This is a genomic window from Streptomyces shenzhenensis, from assembly GCF_021462265.1.
In the GTDB taxonomy this organism is placed as follows: Bacteria; Actinomycetota; Actinomycetes; order Streptomycetales; family Streptomycetaceae; genus Streptomyces; species Streptomyces shenzhenensis.
In genome coordinates, this window is the sequence record NZ_JAJONF010000008.1 from 81,155 (window position 1) to 96,821 (window position 15,667).

The 15,667-nt window shown below is 72.2% G+C and carries 13 protein-coding genes; 7 read left to right on the plus strand and 6 right to left on the minus strand.

Features of this window, described 5'->3' with window-relative positions; translation table 11 throughout:
• The first annotated feature begins 21 nt into the window (after positions 1-21).
• The 5 genes from LQ326_RS13615 to LQ326_RS13640 all read left to right on the plus strand — a co-directional run bounded on the left by LQ326_RS13615 (position 22) and on the right by LQ326_RS13640 (position 6,555).
• Entirely contained in the window at positions 22-1,158 is a 1,137-nt protein-coding gene (locus tag LQ326_RS13615) for an adenosine deaminase (RefSeq protein WP_234536400.1), read from the plus strand.
• 31 nt (positions 1,159-1,189) lie between these two features.
• Positions 1,190-1,885 (plus strand): glycerophosphodiester phosphodiesterase, encoded by a 696-nt coding sequence (locus LQ326_RS13620; protein ID WP_234536081.1) that lies wholly within the window; start codon positions 1,190-1,192, stop codon positions 1,883-1,885.
• A gap of 394 nt (positions 1,886-2,279) precedes the next feature.
• Positions 2,280-3,449, plus strand: coding sequence for a serine hydrolase domain-containing protein (locus tag LQ326_RS13630; RefSeq protein WP_234536085.1), 1,170 nt, complete (start codon positions 2,280-2,282; stop codon positions 3,447-3,449).
• A gap of 291 nt (positions 3,450-3,740) precedes the next feature.
• On the plus strand, positions 3,741-4,475 hold the full coding sequence (locus tag LQ326_RS13635) for a LuxR C-terminal-related transcriptional regulator (protein WP_234536402.1): 735 nt from the start codon (positions 3,741-3,743) through the stop codon (positions 4,473-4,475).
• 376 nt (positions 4,476-4,851) lie between these two features.
• Positions 4,852-6,555 (plus strand): NAD-dependent malic enzyme, encoded by a 1,704-nt coding sequence (locus tag LQ326_RS13640; RefSeq protein ID WP_234536087.1) that lies wholly within the window; start codon positions 4,852-4,854, stop codon positions 6,553-6,555.
• 166 nt (positions 6,556-6,721) lie between these two features.
• Here the strand turns inward: LQ326_RS13640 and LQ326_RS13645 are convergent, their stop codons facing one another.
• Entirely contained in the window at positions 6,722-7,240 is a 519-nt protein-coding gene (locus LQ326_RS13645; RefSeq protein WP_234536088.1) for a DUF3291 domain-containing protein, read from the minus strand.
• Between the two features lie 31 nt (positions 7,241-7,271).
• A complete protein-coding gene (locus LQ326_RS13650; RefSeq protein ID WP_234536090.1) occupies positions 7,272-7,979 on the minus strand; it encodes a helix-turn-helix transcriptional regulator in 708 nt (235 codons plus the stop codon).
• Between the two features lie 363 nt (positions 7,980-8,342).
• Between LQ326_RS13650 and LQ326_RS13655 the strand changes: the two genes are divergently transcribed.
• Positions 8,343-9,230, plus strand: a complete 888-nt coding sequence (locus LQ326_RS13655; protein WP_234536092.1) for a sugar phosphate isomerase/epimerase family protein — start codon at positions 8,343-8,345, stop codon at positions 9,228-9,230.
• Between the two features lie 94 nt (positions 9,231-9,324).
• On the opposite strand, the gene LQ326_RS13660 is transcribed toward LQ326_RS13655, so the two are convergent.
• A complete protein-coding gene (locus tag LQ326_RS13660; protein ID WP_234536094.1) occupies positions 9,325-10,086 on the minus strand; it encodes an SDR family oxidoreductase in 762 nt (253 codons plus the stop codon).
• A gap of 482 nt (positions 10,087-10,568) precedes the next feature.
• Complete coding sequence (locus LQ326_RS13665; protein WP_234536096.1) at positions 10,569-11,498, minus strand: NADP-dependent oxidoreductase; 930 nt, start codon at positions 11,496-11,498, stop codon at positions 10,569-10,571.
• 92 nt (positions 11,499-11,590) lie between these two features.
• Between LQ326_RS13665 and LQ326_RS13670 the strand changes: the two genes are divergently transcribed.
• A complete protein-coding gene (locus tag LQ326_RS13670) occupies positions 11,591-11,971 on the plus strand; it encodes a winged helix-turn-helix transcriptional regulator (RefSeq protein ID WP_234536097.1) in 381 nt (126 codons plus the stop codon).
• A gap of 837 nt (positions 11,972-12,808) precedes the next feature.
• Here the strand turns inward: LQ326_RS13670 and LQ326_RS13675 are convergent.
• Positions 12,809-14,002 carry an ABC transporter substrate-binding protein gene (locus tag LQ326_RS13675; RefSeq protein WP_234536099.1) on the minus strand — a complete coding sequence of 398 codons (1,194 nt, stop codon included), beginning with the start codon at positions 14,000-14,002 and terminating at the stop codon, positions 12,809-12,811.
• Between the two features lie 193 nt (positions 14,003-14,195).
• Positions 14,196-15,635 (minus strand): gamma-aminobutyraldehyde dehydrogenase, encoded by a 1,440-nt coding sequence (locus LQ326_RS13680; RefSeq protein ID WP_234536101.1) that lies wholly within the window; start codon positions 15,633-15,635, stop codon positions 14,196-14,198.
• Positions 15,636-15,667: the final 32 nt, after the last annotated feature.

Sequence of the window (15,667 nt, forward strand, 5' to 3'; positions counted from 1 at the left end):
TACGATGACCCCGGATCACCGATCAGCCGATCACCGCGCAGGGCCCCGCGGCCGTACCCCGCCGCAGGCGGCCCGCGCCGTTCCGGGGAGGAACCCTTGACCGACCGCCACACCGACTCCGCCGCCGTGCGCGACGTGCACGCCTTCATCGCCGGACTGCCCAAGGCCGAACTGCACGTCCACCACGTCGGCTCCGCCTCCCCGCGCATCGTGTCGGAACTGGCCGCCCGGCACCCCGACTCCAAGGTCCCGACCGACCCCGAGGCGTTGGCCGACTACTTCACGTTCACGGACTTCGCGCACTTCATCGAGGTCTACCTGTCGGTGGTCGACCTGATCCGCACACCCGAGGACGTTCGGCTGCTCACCTACGAGGTGGCCCGCGAACTGGCCCGCCAGCAGGTGCGCTACGCCGAGCTGACGATCACCCCGTTCTCGTCCACCCGGCGCGGCATCGACGCGCGGGCGTTCATGGACGCGATCGAGGACGCGCGAAAGGCGGCGGAGGCCGAGTTCGGCACCCTGCTGCGCTGGTGCTTCGACATCCCCGGCGAGGCGGGTCTGGAAGCCGCCGAGGAGACGGCACGGCTGGCGACCGACGACCGGATCCGCCCGGAGGGCCTGGTCTCCTTCGGTCTCGGCGGCCCCGAGATCGGGGTGCCCCGGCCGCAGTTCAAGCCGTACTTCGACCAGGCGATCGCGGCCGGCCTGCGCTCCGCCCCGCACGCGGGCGAGACCACCGGCCCCGGCACGGTCTGGGACGCGCTGACCCACCTGCGCGCCGAGCGGATCGGGCACGGCACCAGCTCCGCGCAGGACCCGGAGCTGCTCGCCCACCTCGCCGAGCACCGCATCGCGCTGGAGGTGTGCCCGACCTCCAACATCGCCACCCGCGCGGTCCGCACCCTCGAAGAGCACCCGATCAAGGACTTCGTGGACGCCGGTGTCCTGGTCACGGTCAACTCCGACGACCCGCCGATGTTCGGCACCGACCTCAACAACGAGTACGCCGTCGCCGCCCGCCTCCTCGGCCTCGACGAACGCGGCCTCGCGGACCTCGCGAAGAACGCGGTGGAGGCGTCCTTCCTGGACCTGTCGGGCAAGACGAGGATCTCCGCCGAGATCGACGCGTACACGAAGGCGTGGCTCGCACCCTGACGGCCCCCGCGGGCCCTGAGACCATGGGCTCATGCAGACCGTGACCGCCGTGGCCCACCGCGGCGACCCCTACCGCTTCCGCGAGAACACCCTCGACTCCCTGCGTTCCGCGCTCCGCCGGGGCGCGGACGCGGTGGAGATCGACGTCCGGCTCACCCGCGACGGCGTTCCCGTCCTCCTCCACGACGGCACACTCAAGCGGCTGTGGGAGCACGACCGTCCGCTGAGCGCCCTGTCGGCGGACGAGGTGCGCGGCCTCACCGCGGGTGGTGTGCCGACCCTCGTCGAGGCGCTGGCGGCGACGGCGGGCAGCCGGGTGATGATCGACCTGCCCGGGGACCCGAGCGCGCGGGCGGTGGCGCGGATCGTGGCGGTGGCCCGGGAGTGCGGCGCGACGGACCGCGTCTACTACACGGGGGACGCCGTCGCGATGCTGGCGGTCCGGGCGGCCGACCGGTCCGCCGAGATCGCGCTGACCCGCACGACCCTGGCGCCGACCCGCCCCGCGCTCCTGGAAGCGATCCGCCCCCGCTACCTCAACTACCGCTTCAGCCTGCTCGACCGCGCACTGGCCGAACACGTCCACCGCAGTGGCTGTCTCGTCTCGTGCTGGACCCCGGACACCCGGCGCTCGTTGCGCCGTCTGCTGGACCTGGGCGTCGACTCGATCACCACGAACAGGGTGGACGCGCTCAACGCCGTGCGTGGCCACGCGACCGGCTTCTGAGGCACCGTCGGCGGGATCACTCGGCGTCTTCCGCGGCACGTACCGCGGCACGGGCGCCGAGTCCGTCCCGTCGTCCCGCACCTGCCCCTGCCGAATCGCCCCCTGCACCGGCCCGTACGGCACGTCCTTCTCCACCGCTTCCCACGGCGACGGGAAGACGCTCACCCCGTAGCCGGCCCCCGCTCGTGCACAGCGAAACGTCACGCGGCCGTCCGCGCGGCGGGACCGGGAGTCGGCCCCTAGGGATGATCCCCGTCAAATTCCCTGTGCTCAGCGGAAGTTGCTGGGTGACACCTCAGGGGCGCACGCCCTCCTCGCCGACGATCCGGCCGGCCGCCGTGTCGCCGGAGGATGTCCGGGTCCCTTCCGCCCTCGTCTCCTCTGGAGTTCACGCATGCGTGCCCACCCCCGGAGCACCGTCCTCGCCGCCTCCCTCGCCCTGGCCCTCGCCGCCGGGCCGCTGGCCGCGCCCGCCTTCGCCGCAGCCCGAGCCTCAGTTGCCGCCCGCGCCGCCGTACCGGCCGTTGCCGGCCCGGACGCCGAGGCGCTGCGTGCCGCGATCGCCGGGCTGCCGGACGCGGACGCCACCGCCGCGCTGGTCCGGGTGGGCGGCACCGACGGCGCCTGGCGGGGCAGCGCGGGCGTGCACGACCTGGCGAGCGGCCGGGCGGCGGACCCGGACGCCCGTTTCCGGGCCGGTTCGACGACCAAGGTGGTGACGGCGGCGGTCGTACTGAAACTGGCGGCACAGCACCGCGTCGACCTCGACACGCCCGTCCAGCACTACCTCCCGGGCCTGTTCACCCGGGCCTTCCGGCCCATCTCCGTAAGGGAGTTGCTGAACCACACCAGCGGCATCCGGGCGGGCGACGGCTGGGGCGACTCCTTCGAGGCGCAGTACGCACACCGCTTCGACACACTCACCCCGGAACAGGTCGTGCGGTCGGCGGTGGCCAAGGGACCCGAGTTCGCGCCGGGGACGCGGCAGGACTACCTCAACATCAACTACACCGTGCTCGGGCTGTTGATCGAGAAGGTGACCGGACGGTCGTACGCCTCGGTGGCCGAGCGACTGGTCCTCCGCCCGGCCGGGATGCGGGACACCTGCTTCCCCGGCACCGACCCGCGGATCCACGGCCCGCACAACCACGGCTACCAGAAGGTGACGAGGGCCGACGGGACGACGGAGTTCGTGGACGTCACCGAGTGGAACCAGGCGGACCGGTTCGCGGCCGGCGACATGATCTCCACGACAGCCGACCTGGAACGGCTGCTCACCTCCCTCTTCCGGGGACGGATCGTGCCGCCGGGACCACAACTGGAGGAGATGTTCACGGTCCCGGCGGGCATCGAGGGCGCCACCTACAGCGCCGGGCTGCAGCGCTTCGCGTACGAGGGCCGGGTGTACTGGGTCAAGTCGGGCTCCCGGTACGGCTACAGCGCGGTCGTCGCCGGCACCCGGGACCTGAGCCGAACCCTCGTCTACTCCGTCAACGCCACCGACGCGAAGGGCGAGGACACGAACCCGGTCGCCGAGCGCATCGCACGCGCCGCGCTCAAGTAGACCGGCCCCCAGACGTCCCGGTCCCGCCCCGCCCCGCCGCCCGACCACGACCTCGACCTCGACCTCGACCACGGCTTCGACCACGACCGCGGCTTCGACCACTGCCACTGCCACTGCCACGCGGGACTGAACCACGGCGCGCGGGCCCGGGGCTCGCCGCCGCACCGGGGCCCGGTGGGGTCCTCATGGACGTCGGGCAGCCGCCCCCTCTCCCGGCGCGGCGGCTCCAGGCGTAGCATGTGAACGAAACTGTTTCGTTCACGGAACGGACCTCGCATGGAGAAGACAGGCATGGTCTCCGTACTCGTCGTCAACGACCAATCCCTCCAGCGCCTCGCCCTGCGTATGCTCCTCAGCGCCGAGCCCGGCCTGACGGTCGTCGGGGAGGCGGCGGACGGGGACGAGGCGATCCGTGCGAGCGCCGCGCTCCGCCCCGACGTCGTCCTCATGGACGGCTGGCTGTCCCGGGCGGACGTGCTCGACACCATCCGGCGCATCGCCCGCCCGGCCGCCCGGACCCGCACCCCCGCTTCCGCTTCCGCCCCCGCCCCCGCTCCCGCTCCCGGCTTCACCGGCGAGGCGGCGTCCGTCTCCCGGGTCCTGATGCTGACCGCGGCCGAGCGGGAGGCGGACGCCTGGGCGGCCCTGCGGGCGGGTGCCGGCGGCTTCCTGCTCAACGACGCCGACCCGGCCGAACTGACCGCGGCCATCCGGGTGGTCGCCGCCGGCGACGCCGTCATCACGCCCGGGCTGACCCGCGCGCTCATCGACGCCGTCCGCCAGCAGCACACCGTCCGCCCCCTCCCCCGCGCCTCGGGGCCCGGTGCCCTCACCGGCCGCGAGCGCGACGTTCTCATCGCCGTGGCCGCCGGCTGGACCAACGCCGAGATCGCCCAGTGGCTGTCCATCGCCCCGACCACGGTGAAGACCCATGTCAGCAATGTCCTCGCGAAGATCGGCGCCCGGGCCCGGGTGCAGGCGGTGACCTTCGCCTACGAGTCGGGACTGATCCGGCCGGCGGCCTGAGGCGCGCCGGGCGGCGGCCTGGACGCCTCGCCGCCGGGCACCACCAGGTTCGGGTGACCCCGACGACAACAGCAGGGCGACTGCGGCGGGCCGGGCCCTGGTCCACCACCCGGGAATCCGTGAAACCGCCAGGTGACGCGGTACTCATGCGCGAAGCTGATGGATCACCACCCTTCCAGCTCTGCAGCTTTACAGGCATGGGACGCATGCCCGCCCGGCGGCCGAGGCTCGCAGGCGTCACGCGTCTCGCCGGGAAGTACCCCAAAGCGGCCGGCAGCCTCTCGGAGCGCCCCGTAGCGCCTCCGAGCGGCCGAAGCGACTGGGAGCGGCCCGGACGCGATCCTGGAAGCCATACGGAAACGGCAAGGAGCCGAACATGACGACCACGTGGAATGCCGCCGGAGGGCGCATCCAGACCACCGCCCGCGGCCGTGCCGTGCTCTCCCAGCCCCGCCTCAACCGGGGCACCGCCTTCACTCCCGAGGAACGGCGGACGCTGGGCCTGGTGGGCCTGGTGCCGCCGGCCGTGCTGACCCTGGAACAGCAGGCCGAGCGGGCGTACCAGCAGTACGCGGCGCAGCCGACCGACCTGGCCAAGAACGTCAACCTCACCGCGCTGCACGACCGCAACCAGGTGCTCTTCTACCGCCTGCTCTGCGACCGCCTCGACGAGATGCTGCCCATCGTCTACACCCCGACCGTCGGCAAGGCGATCCAGCGTTACAGCAACGAGTACCGGCGCCCGGCCGGCGTCTACCTGTCGGTGGACGCCCCGGAGGAGATCGAGGGCGCGCTCGGCGCAGCCGGCCTGGGACCGGACGACGTGGACCTGATCGTCGCCACGGACGGCGAGGCGATCCTCGGCATCGGCGACTGGGGCGTGGGCGGCATCGACATCTCGGTGGGCAAGCTCGCCGTCTACACCGCCGCCGCCGGCATCGACCCGGACCGCACCCTGGCGGTCATGCTGGACGTGGGCACCAACCGTCAGGAACTCCTCGACAACCCGCTCTATCTCGGCAACCGGCACCCGCGTGTGGACCGGGAGACGTACGACGCCTTCATCGACGCCTACGTCAGCACCGCCCGCCGGCTCTTCCCGAACGCCCTGCTGCACTGGGAGGACTTCGGTCCCGCCAACGCCCGCCGCATCCTGGAGCGTTACCGCCCGACCGAGTTCACCTTCAACGACGACATCCAGGGCACCGGCGCCGTCAACCTCGCCGCCGTGCTCTCCGGAGTGAAGGCCAGCGGGGTCCCGCTGCGCGACCACCGGGTCGTGATCTTCGGCGCGGGCACCGCCGGCATCGGCGTCGCCGACCAGCTGCGGGACGCCATGGTCGCCGACGGGCTGACCGCCGAGCAGGCCACCGCCCGCATCTTCGGCGTCGACCGCCACGGCCTGCTCACCGAGGAACAGCGGGACCTGCGCGACTTCCAGGTCCGCTACGCCCGTCCGGCCGCCGAGGTCGCCGGCTGGCAGCGGGACGAGACGGTGGGCGGCATCGCGCTGGCCGAGGTCGTCGCGCGGGTCCGGCCGACGGTGCTGATCGGCACCTCCGGGCAGGGCGGCTCCTTCACCGAGGAGGTCGTCCGCGCGATGGCCGCCCACGCCGAGCGCCCGATCATCCTGCCGATGTCCAACCCGACGGACCTGGCCGAGGCGGTCCCCGCCGATCTGCTGGCCTGGACCGACGGCCGCGCCCTGATCGCCACCGGCAGCCCGTTCCCGCCGGTCGAGCGGGACGGGGTCAGGTACCTGATCGGGCAGGCCAACAACGCGCTGGTCTTCCCGGGCCTCGGCCTCGGCGCGATCGTCGCCCGGGCCACCCGGGTCACCGACGGCATGCTGGTCGCCGCCGCGCACGCCGTCGCCGGGCAGACGGACGCCGACGGCCCCGGCGCGCCGATCCTGCCCCTCACCGACCAGCTGCGCGAGACCTCGGTGGCGGTCGCCGTGGCGGTGGCCCGGGCCGCGGCCGCCGACGGGGTGGCCGGCACGACCGTCGACGACTCCGTGGAGAAGCGGGTCAGGTCCGCCATGTGGGAGCCGGTGTACCTGCCCGTCGACGCGGTCTGACCGGCGTCCTGGGCGCTGTCCGGGGGGCGGCGGGCTCGCGGTGCCGGCCCGCCACCGCCTCGCCCGGCGCCGGCGCGTCCGGCCGGCCGGGGTGGCCGGCGAGCAGTTCATCGTGCTCGGGGCCGGTCACGGCCTGCGCGGGTCACCGAGCCCCGCCCCTGCGCCGTCAGGCCGGGCTCGGTTCTCCTGTCGCGGTCTCGAGGGCGGGGCCCGGCCCGAGGTCGGCCTCGGCGGCGGAGTAGGAGGAGGCGAAGGTGAACGCGCGCGCCGACGGGCCGTGCGCGCGCAGGTCCGCCAGCCGTGCCAGGGCCTCGCCGGCGGTCGGGAGGTGACCGGCGGGGATCCACCAGAGCACCAGATGCGCCTGGGCGTGCCGCTGGAACCATTCGCGGCGCCGCCGCATCACGTCCAGGTGCTCACTGCGGTAGGTGAAGTCCCACAGCGCCTCCCGGGTCTCCCACACCGTCAGGTTGACGATGACGTCCTCACCCGCCGGGCGCAGGGCGGTGGCGTCGGCAGCCCCCTGCTCCACGAGCCGCCACACGAAGCCGGGCGCGTCGTCGGCAGCGGCGTTGACCGTGTCGAGCATGTCGACGAACGGCGTCATGCGCGGGTCGTCGAGGGAGAAACGGAGCGTGGCGACGTTCAGCTGGGCGAGGTGAGCGGCGTACCCGGATGCGGTCATGGCCTCATGTCAGCACGCCCCCATTTCTATGTCAATCATCGTTGTCTTTAGAAAGCTCCAGGACCACACAGCACTCGCCGGGCCGGGCGTCCATACGGGCCCGGACGGGACCGCCGGCGCCGAGCAGCCCCTCCAGCAGCGCGAGGTTCATGCCGCAGACGAGCGGCGGAAAGCGTTCGGCCACGGCATGGAAGGGGCAGTTGCGCATACGGACGACCGGCGCCGCCGCCCCGGCCGCCGCTACGCCCGCCGCGGCGTCCCCGGCGTCCCCGGCGGCTTCCAGGTGCGGTTCGTAACCGCGGGCCGCGAGCAGCTCCATGGCCTCGTCGAGGCCGCGGCAGGGGGCCGCCGAGCCGCGCAGGACCTCGCCACGGCGGCGCGCGGCCGCGCAGAGCCCGGCGTCCAGACCGGCCTGCTCGGCGGCTTCGGCGAGCAGTTCGGCGGCGGTGCGGTAGTCGCGGGCGGGCAGCGACACGAGCCGTTCGCCCCGCGCCCGCGTGTACACCTTGGCGGGCCGGCCCGCCCCCGGTCCGGAGCGCCCGGTGAGGCGGCGGCTGCCGGTGTCGAGCAGTCCGGCCTCGGCCAGCCGGTCCAGATGGTGCGCGGCGAGCGTGCGCGCCACCCCGGTCGCCTCGGCGGCCTCGTTACGGCCGACCTCGCGGCCCTGCGCCGCCACGTACTCGTACAGCCGGCGTCGCACCGGATCCTGCAACGCCGCGATCGCGTCGATGTCGTCCACTCGGCCATTCTAGGAACAACACGGGTTGGAGATAGAAGGCCCCGGCCTCCGCCGTCCGGGCTCACGGCCCGCCCTCCCTGGCCCGCACGGCCTTCACCCCCGAACATCGGGAGCCTCGGGAGCGTCGGCATGCGCACGCCGAACAGGAAAAATGACGGCTCCGATGACGGGAAATTGATGGATTCGGGGGCTTCACCAAACCCTCCCGCGAACCTAGCGTTGCGAGCACGCCAAACGGCCTGGCCACCCGTCGTGCGAGACGGACCGGCGGCTCGGCGGCGGGCACGGTGGCGCTCGCCGGGGCCGAGGACGTGACGGCCGTACCGGGCGAAGCCCCCACTGGACCCATCGAAAGGCCACGGCATGACCACCCCACAGCTGAACCGGATCGCGGGCGCGCCCATCTCCTGGGGCGTGTGTGAAGTGCCCGGCTGGGGCTACCAGTTGACGCCGGAGCGGGTACTGAAGGAGATGCGCGAGGTCGGCCTGGCCGCCACCGAGTTCGGCCCGGACGGCTTCCTGCCCGCCGCCCCCGAGGCGATGGCCCGCGTCCTCGCCGACCACGACCTGCACGCCGTCGGCGGTTTCACCCCGCTGCTGCTGCACGTGCCCGGCCACGACCCGCTGCCCGAGGCCGAGCAGCTCCTGGCGGGCTACACCGCCTCGGACGCCGAGGTCCTCGTTCTCTCCGCCATCACCGGCCAGGACGGCTACGACTCCCGGCCCGAACTCGACGCGGACGGCTGGAAGCTGCTCCTGTCCAACCTCGACCGGCTGACCGCGCTGGCCGCCGAGCGCGGGATCCGCGCGGTCCTGCACCCGCACGTCGGCACGATGATCGAGAACGGCGACGAGGTCCGCCGGGTCCTGGAGCACTCGTCGATCTCCCTCTGCCTGGACACCGGCCACCTGCTCATCGGCGGCACGGACCCGGCCGAGCTGACCCGGCAGGCCCCCGAGCGGATCGCGCACACCCACATGAAGGACGTGGACGCCTCCCTCGCCGCCAAGGTCCAGTCCGGCCGCCTCACCTACACCGAGGCCGTCCGCGCCGGCATGTACCGCCCGCTGGGCGCCGGTGACGTCGACGTCGAGGCGATCGTCACGCACCTCGGCGCCCGCGGGTACGACGGCTGGTACGTCCTGGAACAGGACACCATCCTCACCGAAGAACCCAAGGAGAAGGGGCCGGTCGAGGACGTGTGGGCCAGCGCCGAGCACCTGCGCTCGGTACTGCGCGGCGTCGCGTAGCCCCCGGCGACGCGGCCGCCGCACGCGGCGGGTTCCTTCGGCCCGCCGGGAGTGGGGCGCCGCGCCGCGGCCGACGCCCGGCGGCGTTCTCGGCTCAGTCCTGGGCGCCGACGACGTTCTGGTCCCAGTCGATGACCGAGCCGGTCACCACCCCGCTGCGGTCGGACAGCAGGAAGACGACGAAGTCGGCGATCTCGTCGACCTGTCCGAGCTTGCCCATGGGCTGGGCCGCGGCGGCCCGCTCCCGCCAGTCGTCGCCCGCGCCGTGGAAGGCGCGCTGGACGGCGTCCTCGCCCTCGGTGTCCGTCCAGCCGATGTTGAGGCCGTTGATCCGGATCCGGTCCCAGCGGTGGGCGTGGGCCGCGTTGCGGGTCAGCCCGGCCAGCCCGGCCTTGGCCGCGGAGTACGGCGCCAGGAACGGCGGACCGCCGTGGGCGCAGTTGGAGATGATGTTGACGATGGTGCCGGGTGCCTCGCGGGCGACCATGTCGGCCACCGCCGCCTGCATCGAGAAGAACGGCGCCCGCAGGTTGACCGCCATGTGCTGGTCGAACAGCTCCGGCGTGGTGTCCAGGAGCGAGCCGCGGGACGTCAGTCCGGCCGCGTTGACCAGGCAGTCGATCCGGCCGTGCGCGTCCACGGTGCGCGCCACGCAGTCGCGCGCCTGCGCCGGGTCGGCGAGGTCCGCCCGTACGAAGAGCGCGCCGGTCTCATCGGCGAGCCGCTCGCCGGTCTCGGCCCGGCGGCCGGTGAGAACGACGGTCGCGCCCTCCCGTACGGCCGCCCGCACGATGCCGGCGCCGACGCCCTGGCTGCCGCCGTTGACCAGAACGACCTTGTCCTGAAGAAGTGCCATGAGTGGGGTGTCTCCCGTTCAGCCGCGCCGGCGTCCGGCGCCGTCCAGTCGGTCCTCAGCACACTGCATCCGCAGTCAAACGTCCTGTCAATAGGATGTCGTGTTTTACAGGCGGCACCCGCTGCTCCGACTTCACCACCGCCGAGCCACCCCGTCTTCGGCACCCCGGACGTGCAGGCGCTCGCTTCCGTTGTGACCGGGACTCATGGTTGGCACCTGAGGGCACGGAATCGATCCAACTGTTCCCGGGCGAGGCCTCCCTCACGTACGGGCGACGGACTTCAGATCCTGCGGGCGCCGCCTGAGCCCCACAAGGTGGCGGGCCGGGCACACGTGCCGGCCTTCGCGCCCCAGCACGGGCCGTGCCTGAGCGGCGCACGGCCCCGGACGGTGCCGGGAGGGGACGCCCGGCACCGTCCCCTTTTCTTGCCAGTCGGCGCGGAACATCACCAAAGCCGCAGAAAGAGAGCGCGAAGCTCACATCAGACGGTGAGGACGAGCTTGCCCTGGAGGTGACCGCCGTCGAGCAGCCGGTGTGCGTCGGCGACGCGCTCGAAAGGGAACGTCTCCTGCACGTGGACCCGGAGCCGGCCCTGTTCGACGAGTTCGGCGAGACCTCGCAGGGCGACCGGATCGGGGTCGACCGCGATACCGCTGAAGCGCATGCCGGCCGCCTCGTACCTCGCGATGAGCTCCGTGTCCTCCTCGGCGACCGCCGTCACCAGGTGACCGCCCGGGCGGAGCACTTCGAGCGACCGCTCGACGGTGTCGCCGCCGATCGTGTCGAGCACGACGTCGATGTCGCGGACCGCCTCGGTGAAGTCGACCGCCGTGTAGTCGATCACCTCGTCGGCGCCGACCCCCTCCACGAACGTCCGCTTGCCCCCGCTCGCGGTCGCGATCACGTGGGCCCCGAGTGCCTTCGCGATCTGGATCGCGACGTGGCCGACCCCGCCACCACCGCCGTGGACCAGGACACGGTCGCCCTCGGTCACGCCGCCGAGATCGACGAGGCCCTGCCACGCGGTCAGCCCGACGACCGGCAGCGCCGACGCCTCGACGTGCGAGAGCGACGCCGGCTTGCGTACCAGGTGCAAGGCCGGCGCCGACACGACCTCGGCGTACGCGTTCGCAGCCCGGGGGAACAGCGGCATCCCGAACACCTCGTCACCGGGCCTGAACCGCCATGTACCCGGCGCCTGTTCGACCACGCCGCTGATGTCCCAGCCGAGGACGAACGGAGGCCGGCCGATCAGCGGGAACTCGCCGGCGCGCAGCCGCGCCTCCAGCGGGTTCAGCCCGATCGCCTTGACTCGGACGAGAACCTCGGCCGGAAGGGGCCGGGGCTCGGGCGCGTCCACGACGGTGAGCACCTCGGGACCGCCGAGCGTCTCCTGGGTGATGACTCGCATGACTCTCCTGGCATTTCTGGGAGGGGGAGAGAACCACGCTAGGTTTCCGACAGGAACCAACAGGTACCTGTGGCGCAGGTTACTTTGGCGCCATGAGCGGTTTCGGTCCCGATGATTTCTTTCTCGCCGACTGTCCGGCGCGTCTGGCGGTCGAGCTGATCGCCGACAAGTGGACGGTGGTCGTGCTCTACGGCCTCAGCAAGGGCCCGGTGCGCCATGGCGAGCTGATCGGCCTGATCGGCGGCATCTCCCGCAAGATGCTCACCCAGACCCTCCGACGTCTCGAAGCGCACGGACTCGTCCACCGCCGCGCCTACTCCGAGGTGCCGCCCCGCGTCGAGTACGAGCTCACCCCGCTCGGGGCGACCCTGATCGGCCCGATCCACATGCTGACCGAGTGGGCGCGGGCGAACGGCGACGCGGTGCTCGACGCACTCGACACCGATCCCGAGCCGGTCGCCCACAACGGCTGAAGCCCCCGCCAGGGCCCGGAGCACTCCTCTCGACCGCTCCTCGGTGTCGGCCCGGCCGCGCTCGGCCTGAAGCCTGTCGATGCGTCGGGGCGATCTGCCGCCACAAGGGTGGTGGTCATGGCCACGACCACGAGCTTCTCACCTCAGGTGTGGTGCACGAGGTCAAGCGCGTGGTCTACGGCGGTCGCGACATCGCCGTCGGCGCGGGCCGGTCGTAGGCGCCGCCGAAGCCGGCATCCCGACAGAGCTGGACCTGCCCGATGATCTACGTCATGGTCATCGGCCGCCGACCGCACGCCCGCAGCGACGGGAGACCATGGAGCAGGCTCTGGAGCAGTTCGGCACCGGTGGGCAACGGCCTTGGCGGCGCGCTGTCACTCGTCGCGGCCGTACGCGGGTGCGATGCGGGTGAGTTGCTGCCCCGCGCGTCACAGGCTTCGCCCTGGCTGAGGTCGTCCACGGGCTTCCTTCCCTCAGGGAATGAGCAGGTCGGAATCTGAGCGCGTCGCCCGCCGCCGCATAGCCGCTCCGGAGCGCCTCTCGCAGCAGGTCGCCGCCTTTTCCAGACGGCTGACGGACCGGGGTCATGCCTGGGCCGTGGCAACTACGAAGCCGTCGACGGTGCCACGCTTCACCGGAGGATCTGCTGCCACTCCGCCACCTGAAGCCGGAAAGCCGACCCGCCCACGACGCCTCCGGTTCGTCACGCGGGGAACCCCGAATCGGCCATTGATCACTCGCGGAGGCGGCCACATCTCCGAAGGCGGTCGGACTCAGGCGGGCCACCCCGTCTTCGGCACCCCGGACGTGCAGGCGCCGCTTCCGTGCCGTCCCGGCCTACAACCCCACGATCTTGTTCCACCGCGTGGCGAACTCGACCCGTTCCTTCGACGTGATGTCGCGGGCGACGGCGAGGCGCTCGCGCATGCCCGTGTCGGGGAAGATCAGGGGGTTGTCGGCGAGGGCCGCGGTGTCCTTGTCCCTGGAGTCGGCGAGGACCTGCCGGGCGGCCGGGACGGGGCAGACGTAGTTGACCCAGGCGGCCAGTTCGGCGGCGACCTCGGGCGTGTAGTAGTAGTCGACGAGGCGTTCCGCGTTGGCCTTGTGGGCGGCGCGGTCCGGGATCATCAGCGAGTCCGACCAGAGCTCCGCGCCCTCCTCGGGGACGACGAAACGGATGTCGGGGTTGTCGGCCTGGAGCTGGATGACGTCGCCGGAGTAGGCCTGGCAGGCCAGGACGTCGCCGCTGACCAGGTCCTTGGTGTAGTCGTTGCCGGTGAAGCGGCGGATCTGGCCCCGGTCGACCTGCTGCTGCACCTCGTCGCAGACGCCGTAGAAGTCGTCGGCCGTCCACTTGGTGATGTCCACGCCGTTTCCCTGCATCAGCAGCGCGAACGCCTCGTCGAGGCCGGAGAGCAGGGTCACCCGGCCCCGGAGGTCGCTCGCCCACAGGTCCTTGACGTGCCGGATCTCGCGGCCCATCTTCCTGCGGTTGTACGCGATGCCGGTGATGCCCGACTGCCACGGCACGGTGCAGAGCCGGCCCGGGTCGAAGGCCGGGGAGCGCAGGAGCGGGTCCAGGTACTTCGCGACGTTCGGCTGGCGGGCGCGGTCCATCTTCTGGACCCAGCCGAGGCGGACGAACCGCGCGCACATCCAGTCGCTGATGACGATCAGGTCCCGGCCGGTGGACTGGTGGTTCATCAGCGCCGGGCTGATCTTGCCGAAGAACTCGTCGTTGTCGTTGATCTCCTCGATGTAGTCGACGGAGATCCCGGTGCGCTTCTCGAACGCGTCGAGGGTGGGCCGCCTGTCCGGGTTGCCGTCGTCCACGTCGATGTACAGCGGCCAGTTCGCGAAGACCAGTCTGGGGTCCCTGGCGGACAGGTCGCTCACGGCGCGGTCGTCGGCCTTGACGTACGCGGCCGGCACCCCGCAGCCGGCCAGGGCGCCGAGCGCGGCGGTGCCGCCGAGCGCGCGCAGCAGGGAGCGACGGGAGGACCCGGGCGTCTGGGAGGAGGTCTGGCGCACTTCTGAAGGATGTCGCCCCCGCCTGCCGACTGGCAATCGACGCAGCGTCGAGCCGCTTGACGCGGACCGGACACCTTGTCGACGGCCCGTGCCAACACCGGGTAAACATGTCCGGTCCCGGCGGCGACCCGCACCGCACAGCACTGCCCGGGGTACTGCTCGCCCCCGGGCAGTGCCACAGACGTGGGGGGGCTCAGCCCTCCAGCGACGTCATCACGTGCTTGATCCGGGTGTAGTCCTCGAACCCGTACCCCGACAGGTCCTTGCCGTACCCGGACTTCTTGAACCCGCCGTGCGGCATCTCCGCGACCAGCGGGATGTGCGTGTTGATCCACACGCAGCCGAAGTCCAGCTTCTTGGACATCCGCATCGCGCGCCCGTGGTCCTTGGTCCACACCGAGGACGCGAGGGCGTACTGGACGCCGTTGGCCCACTCCACGGCCTGGTCCTCGTCCGTGAAGGACTGGACGGTGATGACCGGGCCGAAGACCTCGTTCTGGACGATCTCGTCGTCCTGCCGGAGCCCGGAGACGACGGTCGGCGCGTAGAAGTACCCCTTGTCGCCGACCCGCTGCCCGCCGGTCTCGACCTTGGCGTGGGCGGGGAGCCGCTCGATGAAGCCGGAGACCTGCTTGAGCTGGTTCGGGTTGTTGAGCGGCCCGAACAGCACGTCCTCGTCGTCCGGCTGCCCGGTCTTCGTCTCGGCCGCGGCCTTCGCGAGCGCCGCCACGAACTCGTCGTGGATGGACTCCTGGACGAGGACCCGGGTCGCCGCCGTACAGTCCTGGCCGGCGTTGAAGAAGCCCGCGACGGAGATGTCCTCGACGGCCTTGGCGATGTCGGTGTCCTCGAAGACGACGACCGGCGCCTTGCCGCCCAGCTCCAGGTGGACGCGCTTGAGGTCCTTGGACGCGGACTCGGCGACCGACATGCCGGCCCGTACCGAACCGGTGATGGAGGCCATGGCCGGGACCGGGTGCTCGACCATCAGGCGGCCGGTGTCCCGGTCGCCGGTGACGACGTTGAAGACGCCCTTGGGGAGGATCTCCCCGATGATCTCGGCGATCAGGACGGTCGACGCCGGGGTGGTGTCCGACGGCTTCAGCACGACGGTGTTGCCCGCGGCGATCGCCGGGGCGAACTTCCACACGGCCATCATCATCGGGTAGTTCCAGGGCGCGACCTGCGCGCAGACGCCGACGGGCTCGCGGCGGATGATGGAGGTCATCCCCTCCATGTACTCACCGGCCGACCGGCCCTCCAGCATCCGGGCCGCGCCGGCGAAGAACCGGATCTGGTCGACCATCGGCGGGATCTCCTCGGAGCGGGTGAGCCCGGTCGGCTTGCCGGTGTTCTCCACCTCCGCCGCGATGAGGTCCTCGGCCCGCTCCTCGAACGCGTCCGCGATCTTCAGCAGGGCCTTCTGCCGTTCGGCCGGGGTGCTGTCCCGCCACGCCGGGAAGGCCGCGGCGGCGGCCGCCATCGCGGCGTCGACGTCCGCCGGCCCGGACAGCGGGGCCGTCGCGTACGCCTCGCCGGTCGCGGGGTTGACCACCTCGGTGGTCCGCCCGTCGGCGGCGTCCCGGAACTCACCGTCGATGTAATTGCGCAGACGACGCAGCTCGGTGCTCACTGCCGGCCCTCCAAGTTCGGGTGTCCATTCGC

Excerpts from the sequence above, each read along its gene's own strand:
- LQ326_RS13620 (WP_234536081.1), top strand. The coding sequence starts at position 1,190 with ATGCAGACCGTGACCGCCGTGGCCCACCGCGGCGACCCCTACCGCTTC.
- LQ326_RS13630 (WP_234536085.1), top strand. The coding sequence starts at position 2,280 with ATGCGTGCCCACCCCCGGAGCACCGTCCTCGCCGCCTCCCTCGCCCTG.
- LQ326_RS13635 (WP_234536402.1), top strand. The coding sequence starts at position 3,741 with ATGGTCTCCGTACTCGTCGTCAACGACCAATCCCTCCAGCGCCTCGCC.
- LQ326_RS13640 (WP_234536087.1), top strand. The coding sequence starts at position 4,852 with ATGACGACCACGTGGAATGCCGCCGGAGGGCGCATCCAGACCACCGCC.
- LQ326_RS13645 (WP_234536088.1), bottom strand. The coding sequence starts at position 7,240 with ATGACCGCATCCGGGTACGCCGCTCACCTCGCCCAGCTGAACGTCGCC.
- LQ326_RS13655 (WP_234536092.1), top strand. The coding sequence starts at position 8,343 with ATGACCACCCCACAGCTGAACCGGATCGCGGGCGCGCCCATCTCCTGG.
- LQ326_RS13660 (WP_234536094.1), bottom strand. The coding sequence starts at position 10,086 with ATGGCACTTCTTCAGGACAAGGTCGTTCTGGTCAACGGCGGCAGCCAG.
- LQ326_RS13665 (WP_234536096.1), bottom strand. The coding sequence starts at position 11,498 with ATGCGAGTCATCACCCAGGAGACGCTCGGCGGTCCCGAGGTGCTCACC.
- LQ326_RS13670 (WP_234536097.1), top strand. The coding sequence starts at position 11,591 with ATGAGCGGTTTCGGTCCCGATGATTTCTTTCTCGCCGACTGTCCGGCG.